Genomic DNA, 19,548 nt, shown 5'->3' with positions numbered 1-19,548 from the left:
TTGAGTTCCAATGAGGGGGATCTACGACCGTGGGTACCTTCCTCATTGGGATTTCGATGGTGCGGTCCAGGCGGTGACATTCCGCTTGGCGGATGCGATGCCGGTGGGATTGGTCCGTGGATGGAAAGAAGAATTGGCCTCGCTGGCCGATGATCGGATCAGAAACAAGGAACTCCGCCGCCGGATCGCAAGGTATGAGGATACCGGCTGCGGGGAGGCTCTATTGAAAGACCCCGGCTGCGCCGGGATTGTTCAGGATAAATTGATTGCCGGACACGAGTCGCGTTATCTGCTCATCGACTGGTGCATCATGCCGAATCATGTCCATGTGCTGCTCCGCTTGTTGGGAAACCAGGCATTGGCGGACATTGCCAGGCTTTGGAAAGGATCATCGGCTTTCGGGATCAATCGGCTGATTGGGCGCTCCGGAGCCTTGTGGCAAAGGGAGTATTACGACCGGTATGTCCGTGATCTGGAACATTTCCACGACTGCCGAGCCTACATCAGGAATAATCTGGTGAAGGCGAACCTATGTGAAAAGCCGCAGGGCTGGAGGTTTTCTTCCGCGGGAATGAATTGGGAAGAGCGCCGTTTCTAGGTCAGCTCATGAGGAAAAGATGCCGGCTGAAGCCAGCGCTCCATTCGCGTTCCCATCATTTTTCCTCAAGCCAGGCATCGATGCCGCCCTCGACGTTCTTCACGTCGGTGAAGCCGTTGGCCAGCAGGAGCTCGACGGCGCGGGCGGAGCGGCGGCCTGACTTGCAGTGGATGAGGATTTCCCGGTCCTTCGGCAGCTTGTCGAGATGGTTCGGGACGGAGCCGAGCGGGATCAGGGTTGCGCCAGGGATGTTGGCGATGGCCCATTCATCCGGCTCGCGGACGTCGATGAGCAGGCCTTGGAAATCCCCGGCGAGGCGGGTGCGGAGTTCGGTGGTGGTGATGGTTTCCATATGGTCGTTGGGGATGTCGCAGTAGGCGGGCGCGAGGGTTTCGGGATTGGAGACGCTGGTGATCTCCGGAGTGTCGCCGCACAGGCGGCAGCCCGGATCGCGGCGGAGTGAGATCGTCCGGAATGCGCTGTTCAGCGCGTTATAGACGGTGAGCTTGCCGAGCGGTGGCTTGCCGATGCCGAGGATGAGCTTGATCGCCTCCATCGCCTGCAGGGAACCGATGACGCCGGGCAGCACGCCGAGCACCCCGGCTTCGTTGCAGGATGGCACGGATCCGGGAGGCGGCAGGTCCGGCAGCAGGCAGCGGTAGCACGGCCCGCCGAGGTGCGGAGCGAAGACGGTGGCCTGGCCCTCGAAGCGGTGGATCGCACCATAAATCAGCGGCTTTTTCAGGAAGAAGGCCGTGTCGTTCGTGAGGAAGCGGGTGGGGAAATTATCGCAGCCGTCGAGGATGATGTCGTAGCCCTCCGCCAGTTCGATGGCGTTCTCAGGAGTGAAACGGACGGGATGGAGATCGATCTTCAGATGGGGATTGATTTCGCGCAGGCGGCTTTCCGCACTCTCCAGCTTCGGCTTCCCGATCCACGATTCACCATGGAGGATCTGGCGCTGGAGATTGGAGAGATCGACGGTATCCGGATCGATCAGGCCGAGCCGGCCTACCCCCGCGGCGGCAAGGTAAAGGGCCGCCGGGCAGCCCAAGCCACCGGTGCCGATCATCAGTACGGAAGCGTTTTTCAGCCGGAGCTGACCATCCACGCCCACTCCCGGGATCAGGAGGTGGCGGGAGTAGCGCAGGAGTTCTTCCTTGGACAAGCCGCTTGGCATGATGGCCGGAAAGATGCCCGGGGATGCCCCCGCGTCAAAGGTGAAAGGGTGTTGCGGGAGGGGATTTTGTGGTAGGTTTCCCGGATGGCCGAGGTGCTTTCCACATTCCAACTGAAACAGGGCGACAAGGCTCCGGAATTCTCGCTTCCGGACGCATGGGGAAAGGTCGTTTCACAGGCTGAAGCGGCTGGGGACAAGGGGCTGTTGGTCATTTTTGCCTGCAATCATTGCCCGTTTGTCATCCACCTCGCGGATGCTGTGGGTTCCTTCGCGGAGGAGATCTCCGCGGACGGGGTCGGCACGGTTGCCATCAATTCCAATGACCTGGCGAACTATCCACAGGACGGCCCGGAATTCATGAAGACCTTCGCCCCGCAGCATGGGTGGAAGTTTCCCTACCTGTTGGATGAGAGCCAGGAAGTGGCGCGTGCCTACGGTGCGGCGTGCACTCCGGATTTCTTCCTTTTCGACGGGAGCGGGCGGTTGTTTTACGCAGGACAGTTCGATGACACGCGCCCGAAAAAAGGCATGCAGGCGCATGGAGGGGATCTCCGTGAAGCGGTGCGGCGGATGTTGGCGGGGGAGTCCATGATGGAGCGGCCGTACCCCAGCAGCGGCTGCAACATCAAGTGGAAGGAAGGAACCCGCCCGGTGTGGTGGAACGCCGGTGATGGTGGCGCGTTGTCTTGACCGTGAGGGGATCCGGAGCCCACGCTCCGGCGTGCGTTCGATCTTGATCACAGGCGGAAATGGCGGGCTGGGACTCGGCATCGCGCGCTTTTTCCTCCAGCGGGAGGAAGACTGCCGGGTCTGGCTGGGGGTGCGTGCGAACCATGATGCCGCGGATCTTCTCGTGGCGGAATACCCGGATCGTTGCCGGACCGTCACCCTGGAGGTGACGGATGCCGCCGCCTGGAAGGGGGCGGTGGATGGCATCACAGCGGAAACGGGAAGGATCGATGTGTTGGTGAACAACGCCGGGATGCACCGTGACCACCTCCTGGCGGCGATGCCGGACGAAGCATGGTACGGGGTCATTTCCTCGAATCTGGATTCGGTCTTCCTGGGCTGCCGTGCCGTGGTCACCCCGATGATGCGCCAGCGCTCCGGGAGGATCATCAACATCGCCTCCCTCAGCGCGCTGCTGCCGCCCCTGGGGCAGACGAACTATGCCGCGGCGAAGGCGGGCGTGGTCGCCATGACCCGCACGCTTGCGAAGGAAACCGCCCGCGCCGGCATTACGGTGAACGCCGTACTCCCCGGCTACGTGGAGACGGAGGCGCTCGGTGGCATGGACGGTGATGCGAAGAAGCAGGCCAGGGCGGGCATTCCGATGCGCCGGTTCGGAAAGCCGGAGGAGGTGGCTGCAGCCGTCTTTTTCCTGGCGTCGGCGGAGGCATCTTATGTTACCGGAGCTTCGCTGAAGATCGACGGTGGAATTTTCTGAAAGATCATCCAAAATATACGACATGCAAGGCGCTGAACTGCGGCAGAGAATCAAGGAAGTGATGGTGGAGGAGCTGATGCTCGACTACGCCCCGGAGGAAATCGGCGACAAGACCTCGATTTTCGGAAGCCATGGGCTTGGGCTGGATTCCGTGGATGCCCTGCAACTGGTGGTGGCGCTGGAAAAGCACTTCGGTCTGAAGATCGGGAATTCATCGGAAGCGAAGGGGATCCTGGAGAGCGTCGAAACGATCGCCCTGGAGATCGGAAAGGCCCCGTGAAGGCTGCCCTCATCTTCCTGCTGAAGCTGGGGTTGACGGTGGTCTGCCTGTGGTGGGCGTTTTCCGGAATCGATGGCAAGGGGACGATCCTCGCCCGGCCCGGGGAGATCCATTACGGCTGGATGGCCGGCGGGGTGCTCATGGCGGGACTCACCGTGGTGCTGACCGCGCTCCGGTGGTGGGTCCTGATGAGGGTGCTGGACATCCGCGTGGGCATTCCAAGGGCGATCGAACTGACGATGATCGGAAACCTGCTCAGCCTGTTCTCGGTGGGGAGCCTGGGAGGTGACGCCGCGCGGGTGATCCTGCTGATCCGGGATCATCCCGGGAAAAAACTGCCGGTCACCATGAGCGTGCTGATCGACCACATGGCGGGGATGGTCACCATCGGGCTGTTGTTTTTCCTGATCTCGGTGGGTGGATTCGAGGAGCTGACGGGCCGGGAGGTCCTGGGCGCCCAGGGGGAGAATGTCCTGCGCCTGGCGTGGCTTTATATCGGCGGAGGATTGCTGATGGTGGGGCTTTTTTTCCTCTGTGCGAGTCCTCCGCTGCACCGGCGGATCCATGCGAACGGACGGCTCGACCGCTGGCCGATCATGAGGCAGGTGCCGGAGATCTACGATACCTATCGTAGGAATTGGAAACTCACCCTGGCGGGGCTTGGATTCTCGATGCTGATGACCCTGGCCTATTTCACCTCATTCTGGTGCGGCCTGCGGGCGGTGGGCGGAGAGGCGGCGCTGGGTTCCGTCATGACGGCGATGCCCGTGATCGACGGCCTCAGTTCGATCCCGGTTTCGATCGGAGGGATCGGGATCCGTGAGAATCTGTTCATGATGCTGATGCCGGCATTGGCGGATGTTTCGAAGGACATCGCGCGTGATTCATCGCTGGCGGGCTTCGCCTGCAATGTGTTTTGGGCGGTGCTGGGGGCGTTGTTTTTCCTGAAGAGGCGGGACCGGATCTCCGTGAAGGAAATGAAGGAAGTCTGATGGGTGGCGGTCCGCTCAGCGGGTGAGGTAGCGGAGGCGGTAGAATGCGCCCGGGGTTGTGGCGGGGAGACGGACCGTGAGTGTCTCGATCCCGCTGCCATCCACGCTCCGGCTGAGGATGGTGGCGGCGGCGGTGTCGATTTCGATGGAGACCGGCCAATCGGTGAGGTCTGACGACTGTTCGATGAAAAACCTGACGGCATCGACCGCGGCGAAAGGCCGGCGGAGGGTGATCGTGTCGGTGCCGGAACCACGGGTGATGAGGGGCGCGGGCGGTTGGTCGGCGGGCGGGGTCGCGGTCGCGTAGTGCAGCAAGGCTTTCAGTCCGCCGGGAGCCGGGGACGCCGCGCTGGCGAACTGGTGGGACGACAGCCAGGAGGTGAAAGAGGCGGCATCCGGGGCGTCCGGCGTGCCGTGGAAGGCGGAAGACGCGCGCCAACTGTAGGCGGAGTTCGGCGGGAGGGAGTGGTGGATGCGGACGAGTGAGGGGCCCTTGCCATCCGGCGAGGTGGGCCATGGCGGAGTGTCGGCGTAGGTGAGGCTCTCGATGATCGTGTTGTCCGCGGCCCGCAGCTCGATGGTTTCACCGCTGTTGGCGAGGTTCCCGTCCCATACGCCCGCCACCTTCGGGATCTGGCCGTAGAGGGCGCGGAAGACGCCGAGGTTTTTGACGACAACGATGCGCGCACCCGGTTGGAGCAGGACCGACGGGAAGGCGAAGGTGATGCCGGTGGTGATGCGGACGCCCGTGAGATCGACGATGGAGGCGGATGGGTTGTGGACTTCGATGAAGTCACGGGTGTCGAGTTTGTCGTCGGGATTGTAGTGGAGTTCGGAGAAGTAGAGGTTTCCCGGTGCGGCGGGGACGGGAGGATGGGTGAAGGTCGCCTCCGTCAGGGGACTCCATTCGCCGGTGGTGTTGTGCCTCACCCTCGCTTTCACGGTGATGAAGGCGCTGTCGAGGGGGACGGCTCCGGAATAGACGGCGGCTCCCGCGGCGGAGGGATCCGTGCCATCGAGGGTGTAGAAAATTCCGGTCGATGCGGGGCCGGTGATGGTCAGGGTGGAGCCGGGCGTAACCACACCTCCGGATTGGGAGAATACGGGCGCGCTGACTCCCGCGCTGGGAAAGAGGGCATAGCCGCGTGCAGTGTTCCGGAAGAGGGTGATGAGCGAGCTCGTCCTGGCGGCGAGGGTGCCGGAGGAATTGTTGGGATTGTAGAGGCTGTTGCAGGCGCTTTCCCAGTTGGCGACCGTGCGGGGGGCGGAGAGTGATTTCGAGTCCCCCCAGCGGGCGGACTCGGCGATCATGGCGGGGGCGAGGACGGCGCGCATTTCCTGCCACCTGGCGGTGGCGTTGGCAACGGTGAGCGCGCCGTCGCCGAAGAGGTTGCGCTGCACGCGGTCACCGAAGCGCATGAGGTATTTCGGATTGCGGACGAGCTGGAGATGGAGCCAGCGCGGGTTGAAATACTCGAGCGTGGCTCCGGCCACCGGGTGCTGGCCGTTGGTCGTGAAGTGCCCGGTGACGTCGGTGCCGCCGAACGTATCCTCGAAGTCATGGGCGATGAAACGGAAGCCGAACGAACCGTCCCGGGGGCGGATGCAGAAAAAATTCTTCGGCACGTTTTTGTCTCCCGGGTTCACCGGGCCGTCCGTGTTGCTCGCGTACATGTTGAGGATCATGTAGTCGATGAGGTTGTCGATATCGACGAGCGGCTTGAGGATGGGCGAAGGCTTGCCGTCGGGGCCCAATCCCTGGACGGCGAAGTAGGCGGCGTCATCGGTGAAGCCCGCGACGGCCGCGGCGTGGAGGGCGTTCCAGGCGGTGGCGTCGCCGTCCGCGACCGCGACATGGTGGGAGGGCACGGTGTAGGATTTGACCATGTCATAGTCTTCCTTTTCGCCGCCGTGGTAGGATGCGGCGAAGAAGTCGTCCGCACGTTCCTGGGTGGCGTAGATGCCCCAGTACTGGCCGTTGATGTAGAGGTGGACGAAGCTGCTGCGGGCGTGGGGATGGCCCATGGCTCCCTGGGTGGCGCGGGACCATTCGTCGCGCATGTAGCTTGAGTTCGTGGAACCCGAGGTGTGCCAGGAAAGGCTGCCCTGGGTGGTGCGGAGATCGATGCGGTCGAACTCCGGCGCCCCCTGGTCGCCGAAGAGCGGGTATTTGAGTTTCCCTGCGCCGTATTCACCGCGAAAGTAGAAGTGGAAGCTGTGTTTCGGATTCGTCGCCCCCCGGCTGACCCCGCCGCGCATGCGGACGCCGCAGTTGATCTGGAAGGCGCTGCTGCCATCCGGGTTGATCATTTCCATGGAGGTGGGGCGTTCCCATTCCCGCTCCCGGCCGAAGGCGTTCACGTAGATGCCGGTGGTCGCGTTGAAAAGATGCGCGCGGTCGGTGACGATGGAGAAGCTGGGCAGGCTGCGGAGGGCGGTGTTGATCAGGGCGGCGTTGCCGGGGACACCGGTGATCCGGGGATCCATCTCGTAGTCGAGGATCTGTCCGTTGACGCTGCCGGCCGGCCAGCCGGCGGGGGTGGACTGGGTGACGATGTCGCTGGGGAAGAGGTAGGTGTGGGTGACGGCCGTGGAGGGGACGTAACCTTCCTTGAAGACGACGGCGCGGATGACCGACGTGGTGCCGACATTCAACGTGATGGAAGGGGGCGTCGATCCATCGGCGGCGGGAACGAGGGTGCCGGTCGTGGCGGTGGGGAGCGAGCCGTCGAGCGTGTAGGAAAGGGTGCCGCCGGGGAGCGGACAGGAGAGGGTGACGTTTTGCGGCGCATCATAGGTCCCGCGGGGGACGGAGAAAACGGGATCGGGGGCGAAGGAGTTGAAGCCGCCCGCGGGATTCGCATTTCCCGGAGTCTGTGGGATCAGGATGCCGGATGAGGTGTAGTCGCCCCATTTTCCATAGGAAGCGCCGTCGCGCTGGGCGGGATAGGAGCTGTATTCGCTGGCGACCGAATGATCCGGTCTGGCGAGGGACAGGTAGCCTCCGGCGGACGAAGTGAGTTTGAAATTCGTATGCAATTGCGGGCCTGTGCGGTTCTTGTCCGAAGCGAACACGATGAGATGGCCGAAAGGCGGGATCGTGGTCCCGGACGGGATGGCCCATGAGGTTTTGTCGTCCTTGAGAAACCATCCACCGAGATCCGCGGGCGAGGGGTCGGCGTTGAAAATTTCAATCCAGTCGGAGTCGTCGCCGTCTTCATCGGTGAAGGTGCCATCGTTCGAAGCGACGAACTCGCTGATGATGACGCCGGAGACACCGAGCATCTTGATCGTGGATTCCCAGGTGGTGGGAGGTCCGTTGGCATCGTCGGCCCGCAGTTTGACCAAGGGGGAACCCGGAGTGCCGGCCGGAGGTGTGCCGCTGAGGGTGGCGGTGCCATCGCCATGATCCGTGAGGGAAAGCCACGGCGGCATTTCGACTGGGGTGAAGGTGATGGGATTCGGTCCGCTGGTGGTTGCCGAGACGGTGGACTGATAGGGGAGCCCGGTGCGCGCGAACGCGAACGGTCCGGATGTGAACCGGACGGTGCTGAGCCTGCGGAGCGAGAAGTCGTCATGATCGACGGTGATCGTCCCGCCGCTGCTGCGCGGGCGGAAGCCGAACCAGGAACCGGTCAGAGGCATGTCTTCGTCGTGGATGTGGACGGACTGCTTGGAACCCTGGGTGACGGTGATGGTTACCTGCAGGACGGAATCCACATACATGCCTTCCACGGCGATGCGGAAGGGCTGGAGGGCATCGAGGGTGAACGCCAGCGATTCGTTGTCGATGAAGAAGGTGTTCGAGTTGGCGACCTGGACGAACCGGACCTTGTTGATCGCCGGTTTGACATCGACGAGGTAGTAAGGGGAGGAATTGCCGCTGAAGGCTGCGTTCTCCCCCAGGAAAGCGAAGCCACAGGAGTTGTCGTTGTTGGTGCTGTTGAAATTGGAAAAGACGGCCTCCATCCGGAAGCCTTCCGGCATCGGCGGAGCCTCCACAGAGGATGGGGCGATGATGTTGCCGCCGGAGATCGAGGCGCGGTATTTCCCCCCCACATGGTTCCAGTGGGAGCTTCCGCTGAAAAGGCTGGTCCCCGAATCGAAATTTTCCATGAAGGGGATCGCCACCGGAGCGGCGGCTGCGGTGAGGATGAGGTATCCGGCCAGGATGGCCCGGAAAATGGCTTCGCAGCGGAAGCCAATGGGGGTTTTTACCATCCTCCGTGGTAGTGATTTGATGCCTCCCAGATCAAGGGAAAAATGGATTTCCGGACCTCGTCAATCCGTAGATGACCGGACATTCCCGGTCTCCGCAGGCAGCTGAGGTTCCGTTGGGAGGAAGAGGCTGCGGTCCACGGCCCGGAAAATTTTTCAAAGCTGGATGATACGGTTGCATGCAAGTCCCGGTATTCTCGGATCATGCAACTCCGCGCCCTGCTCGCCTCCTTGGTTTTCCTTCCCGGTATTGCCATCGCCACCGCGGACCCGCGGGGTTTTGGCATGGAAACGAAGGGCGGCCTCGAGGGCAAGGTGGTGAAGGTCACCACGCTGGCGGATTCCGGTCCCGGTTCGCTGCGCGACGCGCTGCAGGACGTGAAGGAACCGCGTCTCGTCGTGTTCGAGGTGGCGGGATACATCGACCTTGAAAGGGACATCTCCATCCATAGTCCGTTCGTGACCATTGCCGGTCAGACCGCGCCTTCACCGGGCATCTCCATCCGCAATGCGACGCTGCGCATCCGCACGCACGATGTGGTGGTGGAACACATCCGCATGCGCGTGGGCAACAAGCCGGGCAAGGAATCGATGGAGGACCGGGATGGCATTCAGCTCGTGGGCGAGGACAAGATTCCCGCAGGCCGGTTCCCGGAGCCGACGGTGTACAACGTGGTGATCCGCCATTGCTCGGTGGCATGGTCCACGGACGAGGGGATCTCCACCTATTTCAAGGGGATCAAGGATGTCACCATCAGCGATTGCATCATCGCGGAGGCACTGGACAAGGCGGGGCATCCGAAGGGAGGTCACTCGATGGGCCTGCTCATCGGTGACCATACGCAGAACGTGACCATCCTGCGGAATCTCTTTGCCCACAACCGCTACCGGAACCCGGTGGTGAAAGGGAACACCAGTTCCATCGTCGCGAACAACGTGATGTATGACATCGGCAGCAACGCGTTGCACAGCTACGGAGGGGGTGAAGGATTGCCGACGAAACTGACCGCCGTGGCGAACGTGCTGCTGGAAAGCCCCACCCGGGCGAGGGAGACCAAGGGCAGGAGCAAGGTGGTGAATTTCTACTCCGACCGGAGCACGAAGAACGGCTGGACCAATGAAGGGAGCCAGATATTCGTGAGCGGAAACCTGGTGCCGGAAGGCAGTGTCGAGGCGGCGAAACTCCTCGACTATGATGTCTTCGTGAAGGAAGCGCCGGTGAAGATCGATGGCCTGCGGATCATCCCCGTGAACGAGGTGAAGGACGCGGTGCTGGCGAACGCGGGTGCCCGGCCAAAGGACCGGGATCCGGTGGATGAACGGATCATCCGGCAGGTGAAGGAAGGCACCGGACGTATCCCCAACACACAGGAGGATGTGGGTGGCTGGCCGGAACTCAAGCAGGCCGAACGCAAGCTGGACGTGCCGGAGAATGGCCGTGCGGAGTGGCTCGCGAAGTTTTAGAAAGAAGCCGCATGAGATTTGCCGCGGTCCTTTGCCTGGGTTGGGTCACTGTTTCCGCCGCGTGGGCGAAGCCGATGAACATCGTCCTGCTCTATGCGGACGACTGGCGGCATGACTCGCTAGGCGTGGCGGGAAACCCGGTGCTGGAAACACCGGTGCTCGATGCACTCTCCGCAAAGGGCGTGCGCTTCACGGAGAACCGCGTGACCACCGCGATCTGCGGGGTGAGCCGCGCGACCCTGCTGACCGGCCAGTGGATGTCCCGCCACGGCAACGAGTCATTCCAGATGTTCCGCGCCCCGTGGGAACAGACCTTTCCCGGAGTGCTGCGGGAGAGCGGCTATCATCTCGGCCATGTGGGGAAATGGCACTGCGGGAAATTTCCCGCGAAGCGGTTTGATTTCGCACGCGCCTACTCCGGCAAGCACTGGATGAAGGACGAGCAGGGGAATGACATCCATGTGACCGCGAAGAACGAAAAGGACTCGCTCGAGTTCCTGCGGGACAGGCCGAAGGACAAGCCATTCTGCCTCACCGTCGCCTTCTTCGCCACGCATGCGGAGGACGCGAATCCGGAACAGTTCCTGCCGCAGAAAGAGAGCATGGCCCTGTATGCGGATCAGGTGATCCCGGTGCCGCCGAACATGACGGAGGAATCTTTCCGCAGGCTGCCGCCGTTCATCGCGAACGGAAAAAATGAAGGCCGCGCCCGCTGGCACTGGCGGTTCGATAAACCGGAGAAATACCAGCGGATGATGAAGAACTACTACCGCATGGCCTCCGAGGTGGACGCCACCTGCGGCCGCATCCTGGAGGAGTTGGAACGGCAGGGTGTGCGCGGGGAGACGCTGGTGATCTTCACCACGGACAACGGATTTTTTCACGGCGAGCATGGACTCGCGGACAAATGGTATCCTTATCAGGAGAGCATCCGTGTCCCTCTCATCATCGATGATCCGCGGATGCGGGCGGCGGTCCGGGGAATTGCCAACGAGGCGCTGACGCTCAATGTCGATCTCGCCCCCACCATCCTGTCCGCCGCCGGGGCGAAGGTTCCGGAAGGCATGCAGGGCAGGGACATCTCGCCGCTCTACCTTTCTTCAGATCCGGTGATGTGGCGCTCGGAATACTTTTACGAGCACGCGACGATCCGGAACACCGACTTCATCCCCTCGTCACAGGCGTTGGTGCGGAAGGACTGGAAGTACTTCCATTGGCCGGATTTCGGGAAAGAGCAGCTTTTCGACCTGACCAACGATCCCCGCGAAGAGCATGATCTCGCGGAAGAGCCAGCCCATGCCGGACGGCTCGTGGAAATGCGGGAGCGGTTCTGCGAGCTGCGTGAAGCGGCGAAGTGAGCCGGATCAGGCGTCGCCGAGGCGGGCTTTCGTGCGGTCGATTTCCTCGGACAGCGCACCCCAGCGTGAATAGCTGGTTTCCAGCGCGGAGCCAACTTTCGCTACGTCATTGGTCGCGTTGCGGAACGCGGTCGGGTCGCCGCTGACGGCGGGGTCGGACAGCTTTTCGGTGAGCTTCGCCTGTTCGCTTTCCAGTTCGGCGATCTTGATCTCCAGCGCCTCGAATTCCGTTTCGAGCGGCTTGAGAACCTTCGACCGCAGCTCGCGTGCTTCCGCCTCCTGGCGGCGTTGTTCCTTGCGGTTCACGCCGGGCTGGGGCGCTGGTTGTTGCGAGGGTGCGGCAGCGGCCTCGACTTTCGGCAGGACGGTCGGCGCTGCCTTGGCGGCTGCGGCTCCGGCCTTGGCGGCGGAAAGTTCCAGCGCCTTGTCCTCGGCGGATTTGTCGATGTAGTAGGTGATGTTGCCGACGTAGGTCTTCGGCGGCTTGCCGGGGCGGAACTCCAGCGTCTTCGTCACGACGGGATCGAGGAAGTCGCGGTTGTGGGAAACGATCAGCACGCTGCCGGGATAGTCGGCGAGCGCGCGCTTGAGAACGTCCTGCGACTGCATGTCCAGGTGGTTCGTCGGCTCGTCGAGGATCAGGAAGTTCGCCGGGCGCAGGAGCATGCAGACCAGTGCGACACGGGAGCGTTCGCCACCGGAAAGGACGCCGACTTTCTTGAAGACATCGTCACCGCGGAAAAGGAAGCAGCCCAGCAGGTTCCGCGCGTGGGGCATGGACTCGCGGGATGCGGCGGCCTCCACCGTCTCCAGCACGGTGCGGTCCGGATCCAGCTCGTCCGCGTGGTTCTGGGAGAAGAAGGACGTCGCCACCTTGTGGCCGAAGGAATGCTCGCCGGAGTCCGGTGCTTCCTGCCCGGTGATCAGGCGGCAGAAGGTGGACTTGCCCGCGCCGTTCGGACCCACCACGGCGAACTTCTCGCCCTTGTTGATCTCGAAATCATAGCCGCTGAAAATCTGCAGCGGGCCGTAGGCCTTCGAGACCCCTTCCAGCTTCGCCACCATGTGGCCGGAGTTCGGCGGTGGCGGGAAGCGGAAGTTCATCACGGCATCCGCCTGCTCGGGAGCGGGGATGCGCTCGATCTTCGCCAGCATCTTCACCCGCGACTGCACCAGCGTCGCTTTGTTGGCGGAGGCGCGGAACCGGTCGATGAAGCGCTGGATTTCCGCGATCTCCCGCTGCTGCGCGGTGTATTGCTTGAGCTGGATTTCCTTCCGCAGAACAGACTCCCGCTCGAAGTAGGAGAAGTTGCCCGCGTATTCCTCCGCGCGGCCATGGGCGAAGGCGATGGTGCGGGTGCAGAGCGTGTCGAGCAGGCCGCGGTCGTGGGAGATCAGCATGATCGCTCCCGGGTAGTTGATCAGGTACTGCTCCACCCAGAGCTGGGTGTCGATGTCCAGGTGGTTCGTCGGCTCGTCCAGCAGCAGCACTTCCGGCTCCTGGAGGAACAGCTTCGCCATCGCGATCCGCATCTGCCAGCCGCCGGAGAACTCGGCGCAGTCGCGGGTGAAATCCTTCGTCTGGAAACCCAGGCCCTTCAGCACGGACTCGATCCGCGGCTTCATGCGGTCCGGGTCCATGGTGTCCAGCCGGATCTCCAGGTCGCCGATTTCCTCCAGCAGGTCACCGTAGGGGGAGGACCGCGGGTCGAGCGTTTCCAGCTCCGCGGAAAGGCGCTCGATTTTCTCTTTCATCGCCACCGCCTCGCTGAAAGCGGACTCGGTTTCCTTCCACAGGGTGATGCCCTTCACGTGGATGCCTTCCTGCGGCAGGTAGCCGATGCGGGTGCCCTTCGGCGCGTTGATCTGGCCGCCGGATGGTTTGATGATTCCGGCGATGCATTTCATCAGCGTCGATTTCCCCGCACCGTTGTGCCCGGCGAAGGCGATGCGTTCCCGCGGCTGGACCGAAAAGCCGAGGTCGCTGAAAAGGACGCGGGCGCCATATTCGACGCGCAGGGATTGGACGGAAATCATCGGGGGCGCAGGGTGCATGAACCTGCGCCGGGGTCAATGCCAGGGATGAAAGTACAAGCGCCAGCCTGCCGGATTTGTTGCAGGATGACAGGTAACAGGCTCCCGCATGTGCCGGTGAAGCGGGTTCAACCACCGCTGGCGATGCGCAGGATGCGATAGTGGTTCGCTCCATCCCCCACCAGAATACTTTGCCGGCCTCCGGTGGCCGTCTTCATGCTTCCCCCCAGGAACCATTGTCCCCCGCTCTCGCCGGGCTCTCCTTCCCCTGTCCAGACCTCGATCCCGAAGATCTCTCCCGGGCCGCCGGCGTCCCATGACAGGCGGGAGGCGGAAAACCGCGGCTCCGCGCCAAATTCCGTTCCCTCCACTGACGTTCCTCTCAATCGGATGAAACCTGATCGGCCCGGAGCCGCTTCCACGAGACCCCACAACGGTTTGCCTTCTCCCGCCACCGGCTCTCCTTGCGGCGTCCATGCCACCAGATCGGAGGATGTCTCCACCTGATACGTCCGCCCGGCATGGCCGCTCCACGAAACCTCCCACGCCGTCGCCGGGGCCGTTTCAAATGCCACCGGGGACATGTTCTCCGGTCGTGCCAGCAGAACGCCGTGAACCAGTTCCGGGCTGCCGTCCCAGTCTTCCGCCAGCAAAGCCAGATCCAATTCGTCCACCGTTCCGTCCCCATTGATATCCCCGCCCGCCCTGCCGGCGGAGGTTTGCCAGGCCGCCTGCATCGCGGACAGATCGGCCCCGTCCACACGTCCATCGGAATTGAGATCCCCTAGCAGGAAACCGGGAATCATCCCGCCCAATTCAAGGACGTCGGCGAATGATACGATCCCGTCCCCGTTGAGGTCGTGATCGGGAGAAACTTGTCCCATCCGGGTATAGAGCTGGGCCACATCCTGATGATTGAGCACACTGTCGGAGTTGAAGTCCCCGCGGGTTGGGGCTGTGGCTGTGGGGATTCCATATTCTACCAACACCCGGACCGGCGCACCATCCTGAAAGATGGGGCGAGCCATGTGGGTTAGCTGATGGGTGTTATACGCCAGCACCCGGACTTGATACGCGGTATTCTCTTGGAAAACTTGGAGCTTCCCATCAACCACTTTCTCGACTTTGATGCCTGAAACTCCCCAGAAATACTCGGTGAAATTCCCCATAAAGATGCTGTCTCCGACTGGTTGCGTGAAGTTTTCCGGAATCCCGCTGAATGCGAATTCGTGGTTCAATTGGATCTTCGATGGGCCGGAGCGCCTCATATAAGCCGACACTTCAAATGGTGCGGGAAGCGATTGGGTCTGTCCGTTGATCAGGATCTCGCTCCTTCCCGGCAGCACCGAACCATCGAGACGCTCTCCCGCCTTCAGCACGCGCACTTCTCCGGTTGGCAAAGCGGAGTAAGAGGCATAGGAGCCTTTCCATGAGCTATTCTCGGAGACGGGATCCTTGAAATCCATACCCACTGCTAGATACACGGGACGGGTTCCCGGAGTCCTGCCGGTCACGTAGGATGATGCGGTATACATCGCCTCCACTTGGTTGATGTATTTATATTCCCCATTGCCAAGGGGTTGAGCCATCGGGAGGAATTCGATCATGCTCTTGTCTCCTCCGGCCACAAACTCTTCTCGCCACTTCGGGTGTCTGCGAATTTTTCCATATGCCATTAAATCTTTGGATGAATTCGTGTGTTCGGTTGATGGTGCGGTTGATGATAAAAACCGCGCATCGTTCAACAATATATGACCGATTTCATGGGCCAAGGTATCTTGGTCAACTGTCGTCTCAATATCATAATATTTGAGATTCGTTACGTCGAATTCGAAATAATAAGAGTAATAAAATAGATGGTGATGCGAATATGATTCGGGGTGGTTCATTAATACGACTGCCTTGCCGGGTTCTCGACCCATTTCCTTATAGGACTCGCAAAGACCCCTGCCTTGGGTCGTTGTCTCTCCTGTATTGTAAGGATAAATCTGGTTTGCGTAAATCACAGGAAGGACACTTCCAAAATTCTGGGAATCCCTCCACGCCAATATATTCGCCTCGTCCAGATTTTCGGAGACTCTGATGAATGTGATGTGTCCATCTCTTCTTAGGGATATTCCTATTTGGGAATACACGCTCTTTGCATAATTGTATTCAACATCAGCTCTGGTTTTGATGATGTTCTTTTCCTTGTCTGCCATGATGTCATTATGCAGATAAATTTGCTTGATCGTGACGGTTCCTCGCTGACCACTCCAAGGAGCCTCCTGGCCATGGCAAACGGCGCCACTCCCCCAGGCCAGGATCGCCACGAAAATCCACTTCTTGAAGATAACAGAAAACGCCGTTTGGAACTTGCATTTCAGTGTGACGCATCGGAACGCCCCCTGGACAGGACGGAAAAGAGAAGAAAAGGGATGGCGGGGCGGTGGAGATTCCGATTGTCCACAAGGCGTGGCCGGCTTCCGGATCGGCAGCAACCCAACGGCAGCAGTGGGAAAGGTCATGACTTTTTGGCTGGTGCCAGTATGGGCATTCGCCCTGCGATTCCAAGAGGATTGCGGGGGGGCGATCCCTCCCTCGCCATTCCGGTGTCAACAAAAGAGAAAGTGTGATGGCGTGAGCACGAGATGGAATGGGAGTATTGGCAATTTTAGATCAAATGCAAAAAATATACAAAGGTAGTTGACGGACGGTTTTTCGGTGGATGAGAGTCAGCGGCATCCGCCATGAAGATTTCCCGATTCCTGATGTTTGTCCCTGCCGCGTTTCTGATGCCTTCGGTGGTGTCGGCGCAGTCCACACCGGAAGCCACGGAGCTGGGCGAGATCACCGTCAGTGCCAGCAGGCTGGGGGAAAGCGCGTCCGATCTGGCACAGCCGGTCACCGTGCTGGAGGGGCGTGAGCTTCTGCTGAATCTGGAGGCGACCCTGGGTGAAACGCTCTCGAAGCAGCCCGGCGTGCGCTCCACCTACTTTGGCCCGGCGTCCAGCCGCCCGGTGATCCGTGGCCTGGACGGCGACCGCATCCGCGTGCTGCAGAACGGCCTCAACACCATCGATGCCTCCGCCACCAGCTTCGACCATGCGGTGAGTTTTGATCCGGTGAGCGTCTCGAAGATCGAGGTGGTGCGCGGTCCCGCGACCGTGCTTTTCGGGCCGAACGCCCTCGGCGGCGTGGTGAATGTCACGGACAACCGCATCCCGTCCGAAAGGATCGGTGAGTGGGTGAGGGGCAGCGTCGGCACCCGTGCCAGCTCCGCGGACAACGGCATCGCGTCGGACTTTGAACTGGAAGGCGGCGTCGGTGGATTCGCGTGGCACCTGGAGGGCTACAAGCGGAACATCGAGGAGCTGGAGATTCCCGGCTACGCGCGCTCGAAGCGTCTGCGTGACGCGAATCCGGGTGCCCCGGAGAACGATGAGCGCAGGACGCTGGAGAACAGTTGGTTCAACACGGAAGGTTTCTCTGCGGGTGCCTCCTATATTTGGGACGGCGGCTATTTCGGATTGGCTTATTCCGGTTTCGACACGGACTACGGCTCACCGGTTGAGAAGGACGTCAGCATCGACATGCGCCAGCGCCGGTGGGATTTCCATGGTGCCTTCCACGAGCCGTTCCAAGGGGTCAAGGAGGTCAAATACCGCTTCGCCACCTCGAACTACGAGCATACCGAATTCGATGGACCCGCGCCTGGAACTTCGTTCACGAATGATGGCTATGATGGCCGGGTCGAGCTTTCCCATGAGAAGTGGGGGCCGTTGCAGGGCACCTTCGGCTATCAGATCCAGCGCAGCGACTTCGAGGCGGTGGGTGCTGAGAAGTTCCTTCCCCATGTGCTGACACAGAGCCACTCCGCTTTCATTTTCGAAGAGATGGAGCTTTCCGCTCGCTGGAGGCTGGAAGGTGGCCTCCGCTACGACCATGCCTCCGCGAAAGCGAGTGAGGATGTGGCCTTCGGCCCGGACCGGGAGCGGAACTTTGATTCCCTGAGCGGATCCGTTGGAATCGTCTTCACGCCGAATGATGACTACAAGGTCGCGCTGTCCTCCTCATGGACGGAGCGCGCGCCGACCTATCAGGAACTCTATGCGGGTGGCCCCCATGTCGCGACGGGTGCCTTCGAGGTGGGGGATGACGGTCTCGGAACAGAAAAATCGCTCGGCTTCGATCTCTCCTTCCGCAAGGTCACCGGCAGCGTGACGGGAGCGGTGACCGTGTTCTACAACCGCTTCAATGATTACATCGGTCTGTTCCCAACGGGTGGTGTTTCACTCGGCGGTCTGCCGATCTACGCTTACCAAGGCACCGATGCGGAGTTCTTCGGCGCGGAGGTGGAGACCACTTTCCACCTGCTGGGGCCGGTGGTGGCCGGTGAGGTTGCGGAGGATCATCTGAACGTGGAACTGAGCGCGGACTATGTGCAGGCGAACGACCGGAAGACGGGCGATCCGCTGCCTCGCATCTCCCCCTTCCATGCCAGCGCCGCGCTGGATTACAAAAAGGGTGCCTTCGGGGCGCGTCTTGAAAGTGTGTTCTCCGCCCACCAGGCGGAAACGGCCGACAACGAGCTGCCAACGGACAGCTACGTCATGTTCAACGCCGCCCTCAGCTACACGATCACCAGCGGCCCGGTGACCACCGACCTTTATATCAAGGGCGTGAACCTCACCGATGAGGAGGCGCGCGAGCACACCTCTTTCCTGAAGGACAGTGTCCCGCTCAACGGCCGCGGTGTGGTGGCCGGCGTGAAGGTGAATTTCTGATTGGAACCGTTGCCTGGTTGGCTGGTGGCGGGGCATCGCGGATCGCGGTGCCCCGTTTTCTTGTCAGGCCTCCAGCTTGTCCCACGTCTTGAGGAAGGCCTCCACCTCCTGGAGCACCGCCTCGCAGCGCTTGTCCCACTTCTTCGCGCTCCGCAGGATCAGCACGCATTCCCGCAGGCCCGTGAAGCGGATCTCCTCCGCGCCGTGGCTGCGGAGTTCCTCCAGTTCCGTCCGGAGTTTTTCGAAAAATGCCAGCTCGTAGCCGGTGCCCGCCTCCATCGCCGCATGGACCAGAGAGATGGTCAGCGGTGGTGCCAGCGGTTGCAGGTGCTCCGCAATGTGCTGGCAGCCGATCTTCACCAGCATCTTGCGCACCTTCTCGAACAGGTCGTGCAGGTGCAGCAGCCGCAGCTTGCAGGCCTCTTCCAGGTATTGGGTGATCCCGCTGCGGATCTCCGTGACGAACGGGAAATCATTCTGGTCCGCGGCCCTCGCCGCCCGGATGATGGCATCATCCAGCCACGCGGTATCGTAGTCGAACACCTGGTGGCGTCCGATTTGGATGGCGGGGCGGTTGCCAATGAATGAAATCACGGGGAGGAAGCTGTCGTGGTCAGGGAGAGGGGGTGAGAGGTTGGGTGGATGCAGGGGTGAGTGTCAGAGGGGGAGACGGCGTTGCATGGTGTCACGTGTCGCGCGACGGGAGAGGGACTGGATTTCCTGGATGAACTCGTTCACATCCTCGAACTGGCGGTACACCGACACGTAGCGCACGTAGGCCACGGGATCGATCTGGTGCAGCTTGTCCATCACCTTGGAACCGATGATGTGGGAGGGCACCTCGCTCACGTGGTCCTTGTGCAGGTCCGTGAGGATTTCCTCCACCGCGCGGTCCAGCCGGTCCATGGAGACGGGGCGTTTTTCGCAGGCTTTGATCAGGCCGCCCATCAGCTTCTCGCGGTTGAGGGCTTCGCGGGTGCCGTCGCGTTTCACGACCCGCAGCTCCGTCCGTTCGATCTGCTCGTAGGTCGTGTAGCGGTAGGTGCAGTTCAGGCACTCGCGGCGGCGGCGGATCGACGTGCCATCCTTCGACGACCGGGAGTCGAGGACTTTGTCTTTGAGGGAACCGCATTGAACGCAACGCATGGAGTACCGGATGCAACGAAGCGGATGGTATGACAATATATGGTAGGGTCAATCCGAAAACTACG

Annotated in this window: 14 protein-coding genes; 8 read left to right on the top strand and 6 right to left on the bottom strand. The window is 61.5% G+C overall.

All coding sequences use genetic code 11. The features are described from left to right. Positions 1 to 10: 10 nt before the first annotated feature. On the top strand, positions 11 to 598 hold the full coding sequence (locus KF712_13225) for a transposase (protein MBX3741951.1): 588 nt from the start codon (positions 11 to 13) through the stop codon (positions 596 to 598). 55 nt (positions 599 to 653) lie between these two features. Here the strand turns inward: KF712_13225 and moeB are convergent, their stop codons facing one another. After that, the gene (moeB, locus tag KF712_13220; GenBank protein ID MBX3741950.1) at positions 654 to 1,778 is read right to left on the bottom strand and encodes a molybdopterin-synthase adenylyltransferase MoeB; all 1,125 of its coding nucleotides are present in this window, start codon (positions 1,776 to 1,778) and stop codon (positions 654 to 656) included. An 84-nt stretch (positions 1,779 to 1,862) separates the two neighbouring features. Here moeB and KF712_13215 point away from each other — a divergent pair, with 84 nt between their 5' ends. Genes KF712_13215 through KF712_13200 form a run of 4 tightly spaced genes read left to right on the top strand, consistent with a single transcriptional unit; the run spans position 1,863 to position 4,497 of the window. Further along, positions 1,863 to 2,468 (top strand): thioredoxin family protein, encoded by a 606-nt coding sequence (locus KF712_13215; protein MBX3741949.1) that lies wholly within the window; start codon positions 1,863 to 1,865, stop codon positions 2,466 to 2,468. Further along, complete coding sequence (locus KF712_13210; GenBank protein MBX3741948.1) at positions 2,449 to 3,225, top strand: SDR family oxidoreductase; 777 nt, start codon at positions 2,449 to 2,451, stop codon at positions 3,223 to 3,225. Before KF712_13215 ends, KF712_13210 begins: the two co-directional genes overlap by 20 nt. A gap of 22 nt (positions 3,226 to 3,247) precedes the next feature. Beyond that, positions 3,248 to 3,505: an acyl carrier protein gene (locus KF712_13205; GenBank protein MBX3741947.1), complete on the top strand. Its 258-nt coding sequence runs from the start codon at positions 3,248 to 3,250 to the stop codon at positions 3,503 to 3,505. After that, positions 3,502 to 4,497 (top strand): flippase-like domain-containing protein, encoded by a 996-nt coding sequence (locus KF712_13200; protein ID MBX3741946.1) that lies wholly within the window; start codon positions 3,502 to 3,504, stop codon positions 4,495 to 4,497. The genes KF712_13205 and KF712_13200 overlap by 4 nt, the downstream gene beginning before the upstream one ends. A gap of 15 nt (positions 4,498 to 4,512) precedes the next feature. On the opposite strand, the gene KF712_13195 is transcribed toward KF712_13200, so the two are convergent. Next, a complete protein-coding gene (locus tag KF712_13195; GenBank protein ID MBX3741945.1) occupies positions 4,513 to 8,718 on the bottom strand; it encodes a lamin tail domain-containing protein in 4,206 nt (1,401 codons plus the stop codon). Positions 8,719 to 8,919: 201 nt separating this feature from the next. On the opposite strand from KF712_13195, the gene KF712_13190 reads away from it, so the two are divergent. Together KF712_13190 and KF712_13185 are read left to right on the top strand one after the other, a co-directional pair. Next, entirely contained in the window at positions 8,920 to 10,179 is a 1,260-nt protein-coding gene (locus KF712_13190) for a hypothetical protein (GenBank protein ID MBX3741944.1), read from the top strand. Positions 10,180 to 10,190: 11 nt separating this feature from the next. Beyond that, complete coding sequence (locus KF712_13185) at positions 10,191 to 11,537, top strand: sulfatase (protein ID MBX3741943.1); 1,347 nt, start codon at positions 10,191 to 10,193, stop codon at positions 11,535 to 11,537. 6 nt (positions 11,538 to 11,543) lie between these two features. Here the strand turns inward: KF712_13185 and KF712_13180 are convergent, their stop codons facing one another. Both KF712_13180 and KF712_13175 read right to left on the bottom strand, forming a co-directional pair. After that, entirely contained in the window at positions 11,544 to 13,574 is a 2,031-nt protein-coding gene (locus KF712_13180) for an ABC-F family ATP-binding cassette domain-containing protein (GenBank protein MBX3741942.1), read from the bottom strand. Between the two features lie 125 nt (positions 13,575 to 13,699). Then, on the bottom strand, positions 13,700 to 16,078 hold the full coding sequence (locus KF712_13175; GenBank protein MBX3741941.1) for a hypothetical protein: 2,379 nt from the start codon (positions 16,076 to 16,078) through the stop codon (positions 13,700 to 13,702). Positions 16,079 to 16,300: 222 nt separating this feature from the next. On the opposite strand from KF712_13175, the gene KF712_13170 reads away from it, so the two are divergent. After that, positions 16,301 to 18,337 carry a TonB-dependent receptor gene (locus KF712_13170; GenBank protein ID MBX3741940.1) on the top strand — a complete coding sequence of 679 codons (2,037 nt, stop codon included), beginning with the start codon at positions 16,301 to 16,303 and terminating at the stop codon, positions 18,335 to 18,337. 63 nt (positions 18,338 to 18,400) lie between these two features. Here KF712_13170 and KF712_13165 read toward each other — a convergent pair whose 3' ends face one another. Together KF712_13165 and nrdR are read right to left on the bottom strand one after the other, a co-directional pair. Next, the gene (locus KF712_13165; GenBank protein MBX3741939.1) at positions 18,401 to 18,931 is read right to left on the bottom strand and encodes a hypothetical protein; all 531 of its coding nucleotides are present in this window, start codon (positions 18,929 to 18,931) and stop codon (positions 18,401 to 18,403) included. A gap of 63 nt (positions 18,932 to 18,994) precedes the next feature. Continuing rightward, complete coding sequence (nrdR, locus tag KF712_13160) at positions 18,995 to 19,483, bottom strand: transcriptional regulator NrdR (protein MBX3741938.1); 489 nt, start codon at positions 19,481 to 19,483, stop codon at positions 18,995 to 18,997. Between the last annotated feature and the right edge of the window lie 65 nt (positions 19,484 to 19,548).

The sequence above is a fragment of the Akkermansiaceae bacterium genome (assembly GCA_019634595.1).
In the GTDB taxonomy this organism is placed as follows: domain Bacteria; phylum Verrucomicrobiota; class Verrucomicrobiia; order Verrucomicrobiales; family Akkermansiaceae; genus Luteolibacter.
This window is presented reverse-complemented; position numbering and strand designations above follow the sequence as displayed.

Coding starts and splice junctions, on each gene's coding strand:
- KF712_13205 (MBX3741947.1), top strand. CDS start 3,248: ATGCAAGGCGCTGAACTGCGGCAGAGAATCAAGGAAGTGATGGTGGAG.
- KF712_13175 (MBX3741941.1), bottom strand. CDS start 16,078: ATGACCTTTCCCACTGCTGCCGTTGGGTTGCTGCCGATCCGGAAGCCG.
- KF712_13215 (MBX3741949.1), top strand. CDS start 1,863: ATGGCCGAGGTGCTTTCCACATTCCAACTGAAACAGGGCGACAAGGCT.
- moeB (MBX3741950.1), bottom strand. CDS start 1,778: ATGCCAAGCGGCTTGTCCAAGGAAGAACTCCTGCGCTACTCCCGCCAC.
- KF712_13190 (MBX3741944.1), top strand. CDS start 8,920: ATGCAACTCCGCGCCCTGCTCGCCTCCTTGGTTTTCCTTCCCGGTATT.
- KF712_13210 (MBX3741948.1), top strand. CDS start 2,449: ATGGTGGCGCGTTGTCTTGACCGTGAGGGGATCCGGAGCCCACGCTCC.
- KF712_13180 (MBX3741942.1), bottom strand. CDS start 13,574: ATGATTTCCGTCCAATCCCTGCGCGTCGAATATGGCGCCCGCGTCCTT.
- KF712_13225 (MBX3741951.1), top strand. CDS start 11: ATGAGGGGGATCTACGACCGTGGGTACCTTCCTCATTGGGATTTCGAT.
- KF712_13195 (MBX3741945.1), bottom strand. CDS start 8,718: ATGGTAAAAACCCCCATTGGCTTCCGCTGCGAAGCCATTTTCCGGGCC.
- KF712_13185 (MBX3741943.1), top strand. CDS start 10,191: ATGAGATTTGCCGCGGTCCTTTGCCTGGGTTGGGTCACTGTTTCCGCC.
- KF712_13170 (MBX3741940.1), top strand. CDS start 16,301: ATGAAGATTTCCCGATTCCTGATGTTTGTCCCTGCCGCGTTTCTGATG.
- nrdR (MBX3741938.1), bottom strand. CDS start 19,483: ATGCGTTGCGTTCAATGCGGTTCCCTCAAAGACAAAGTCCTCGACTCC.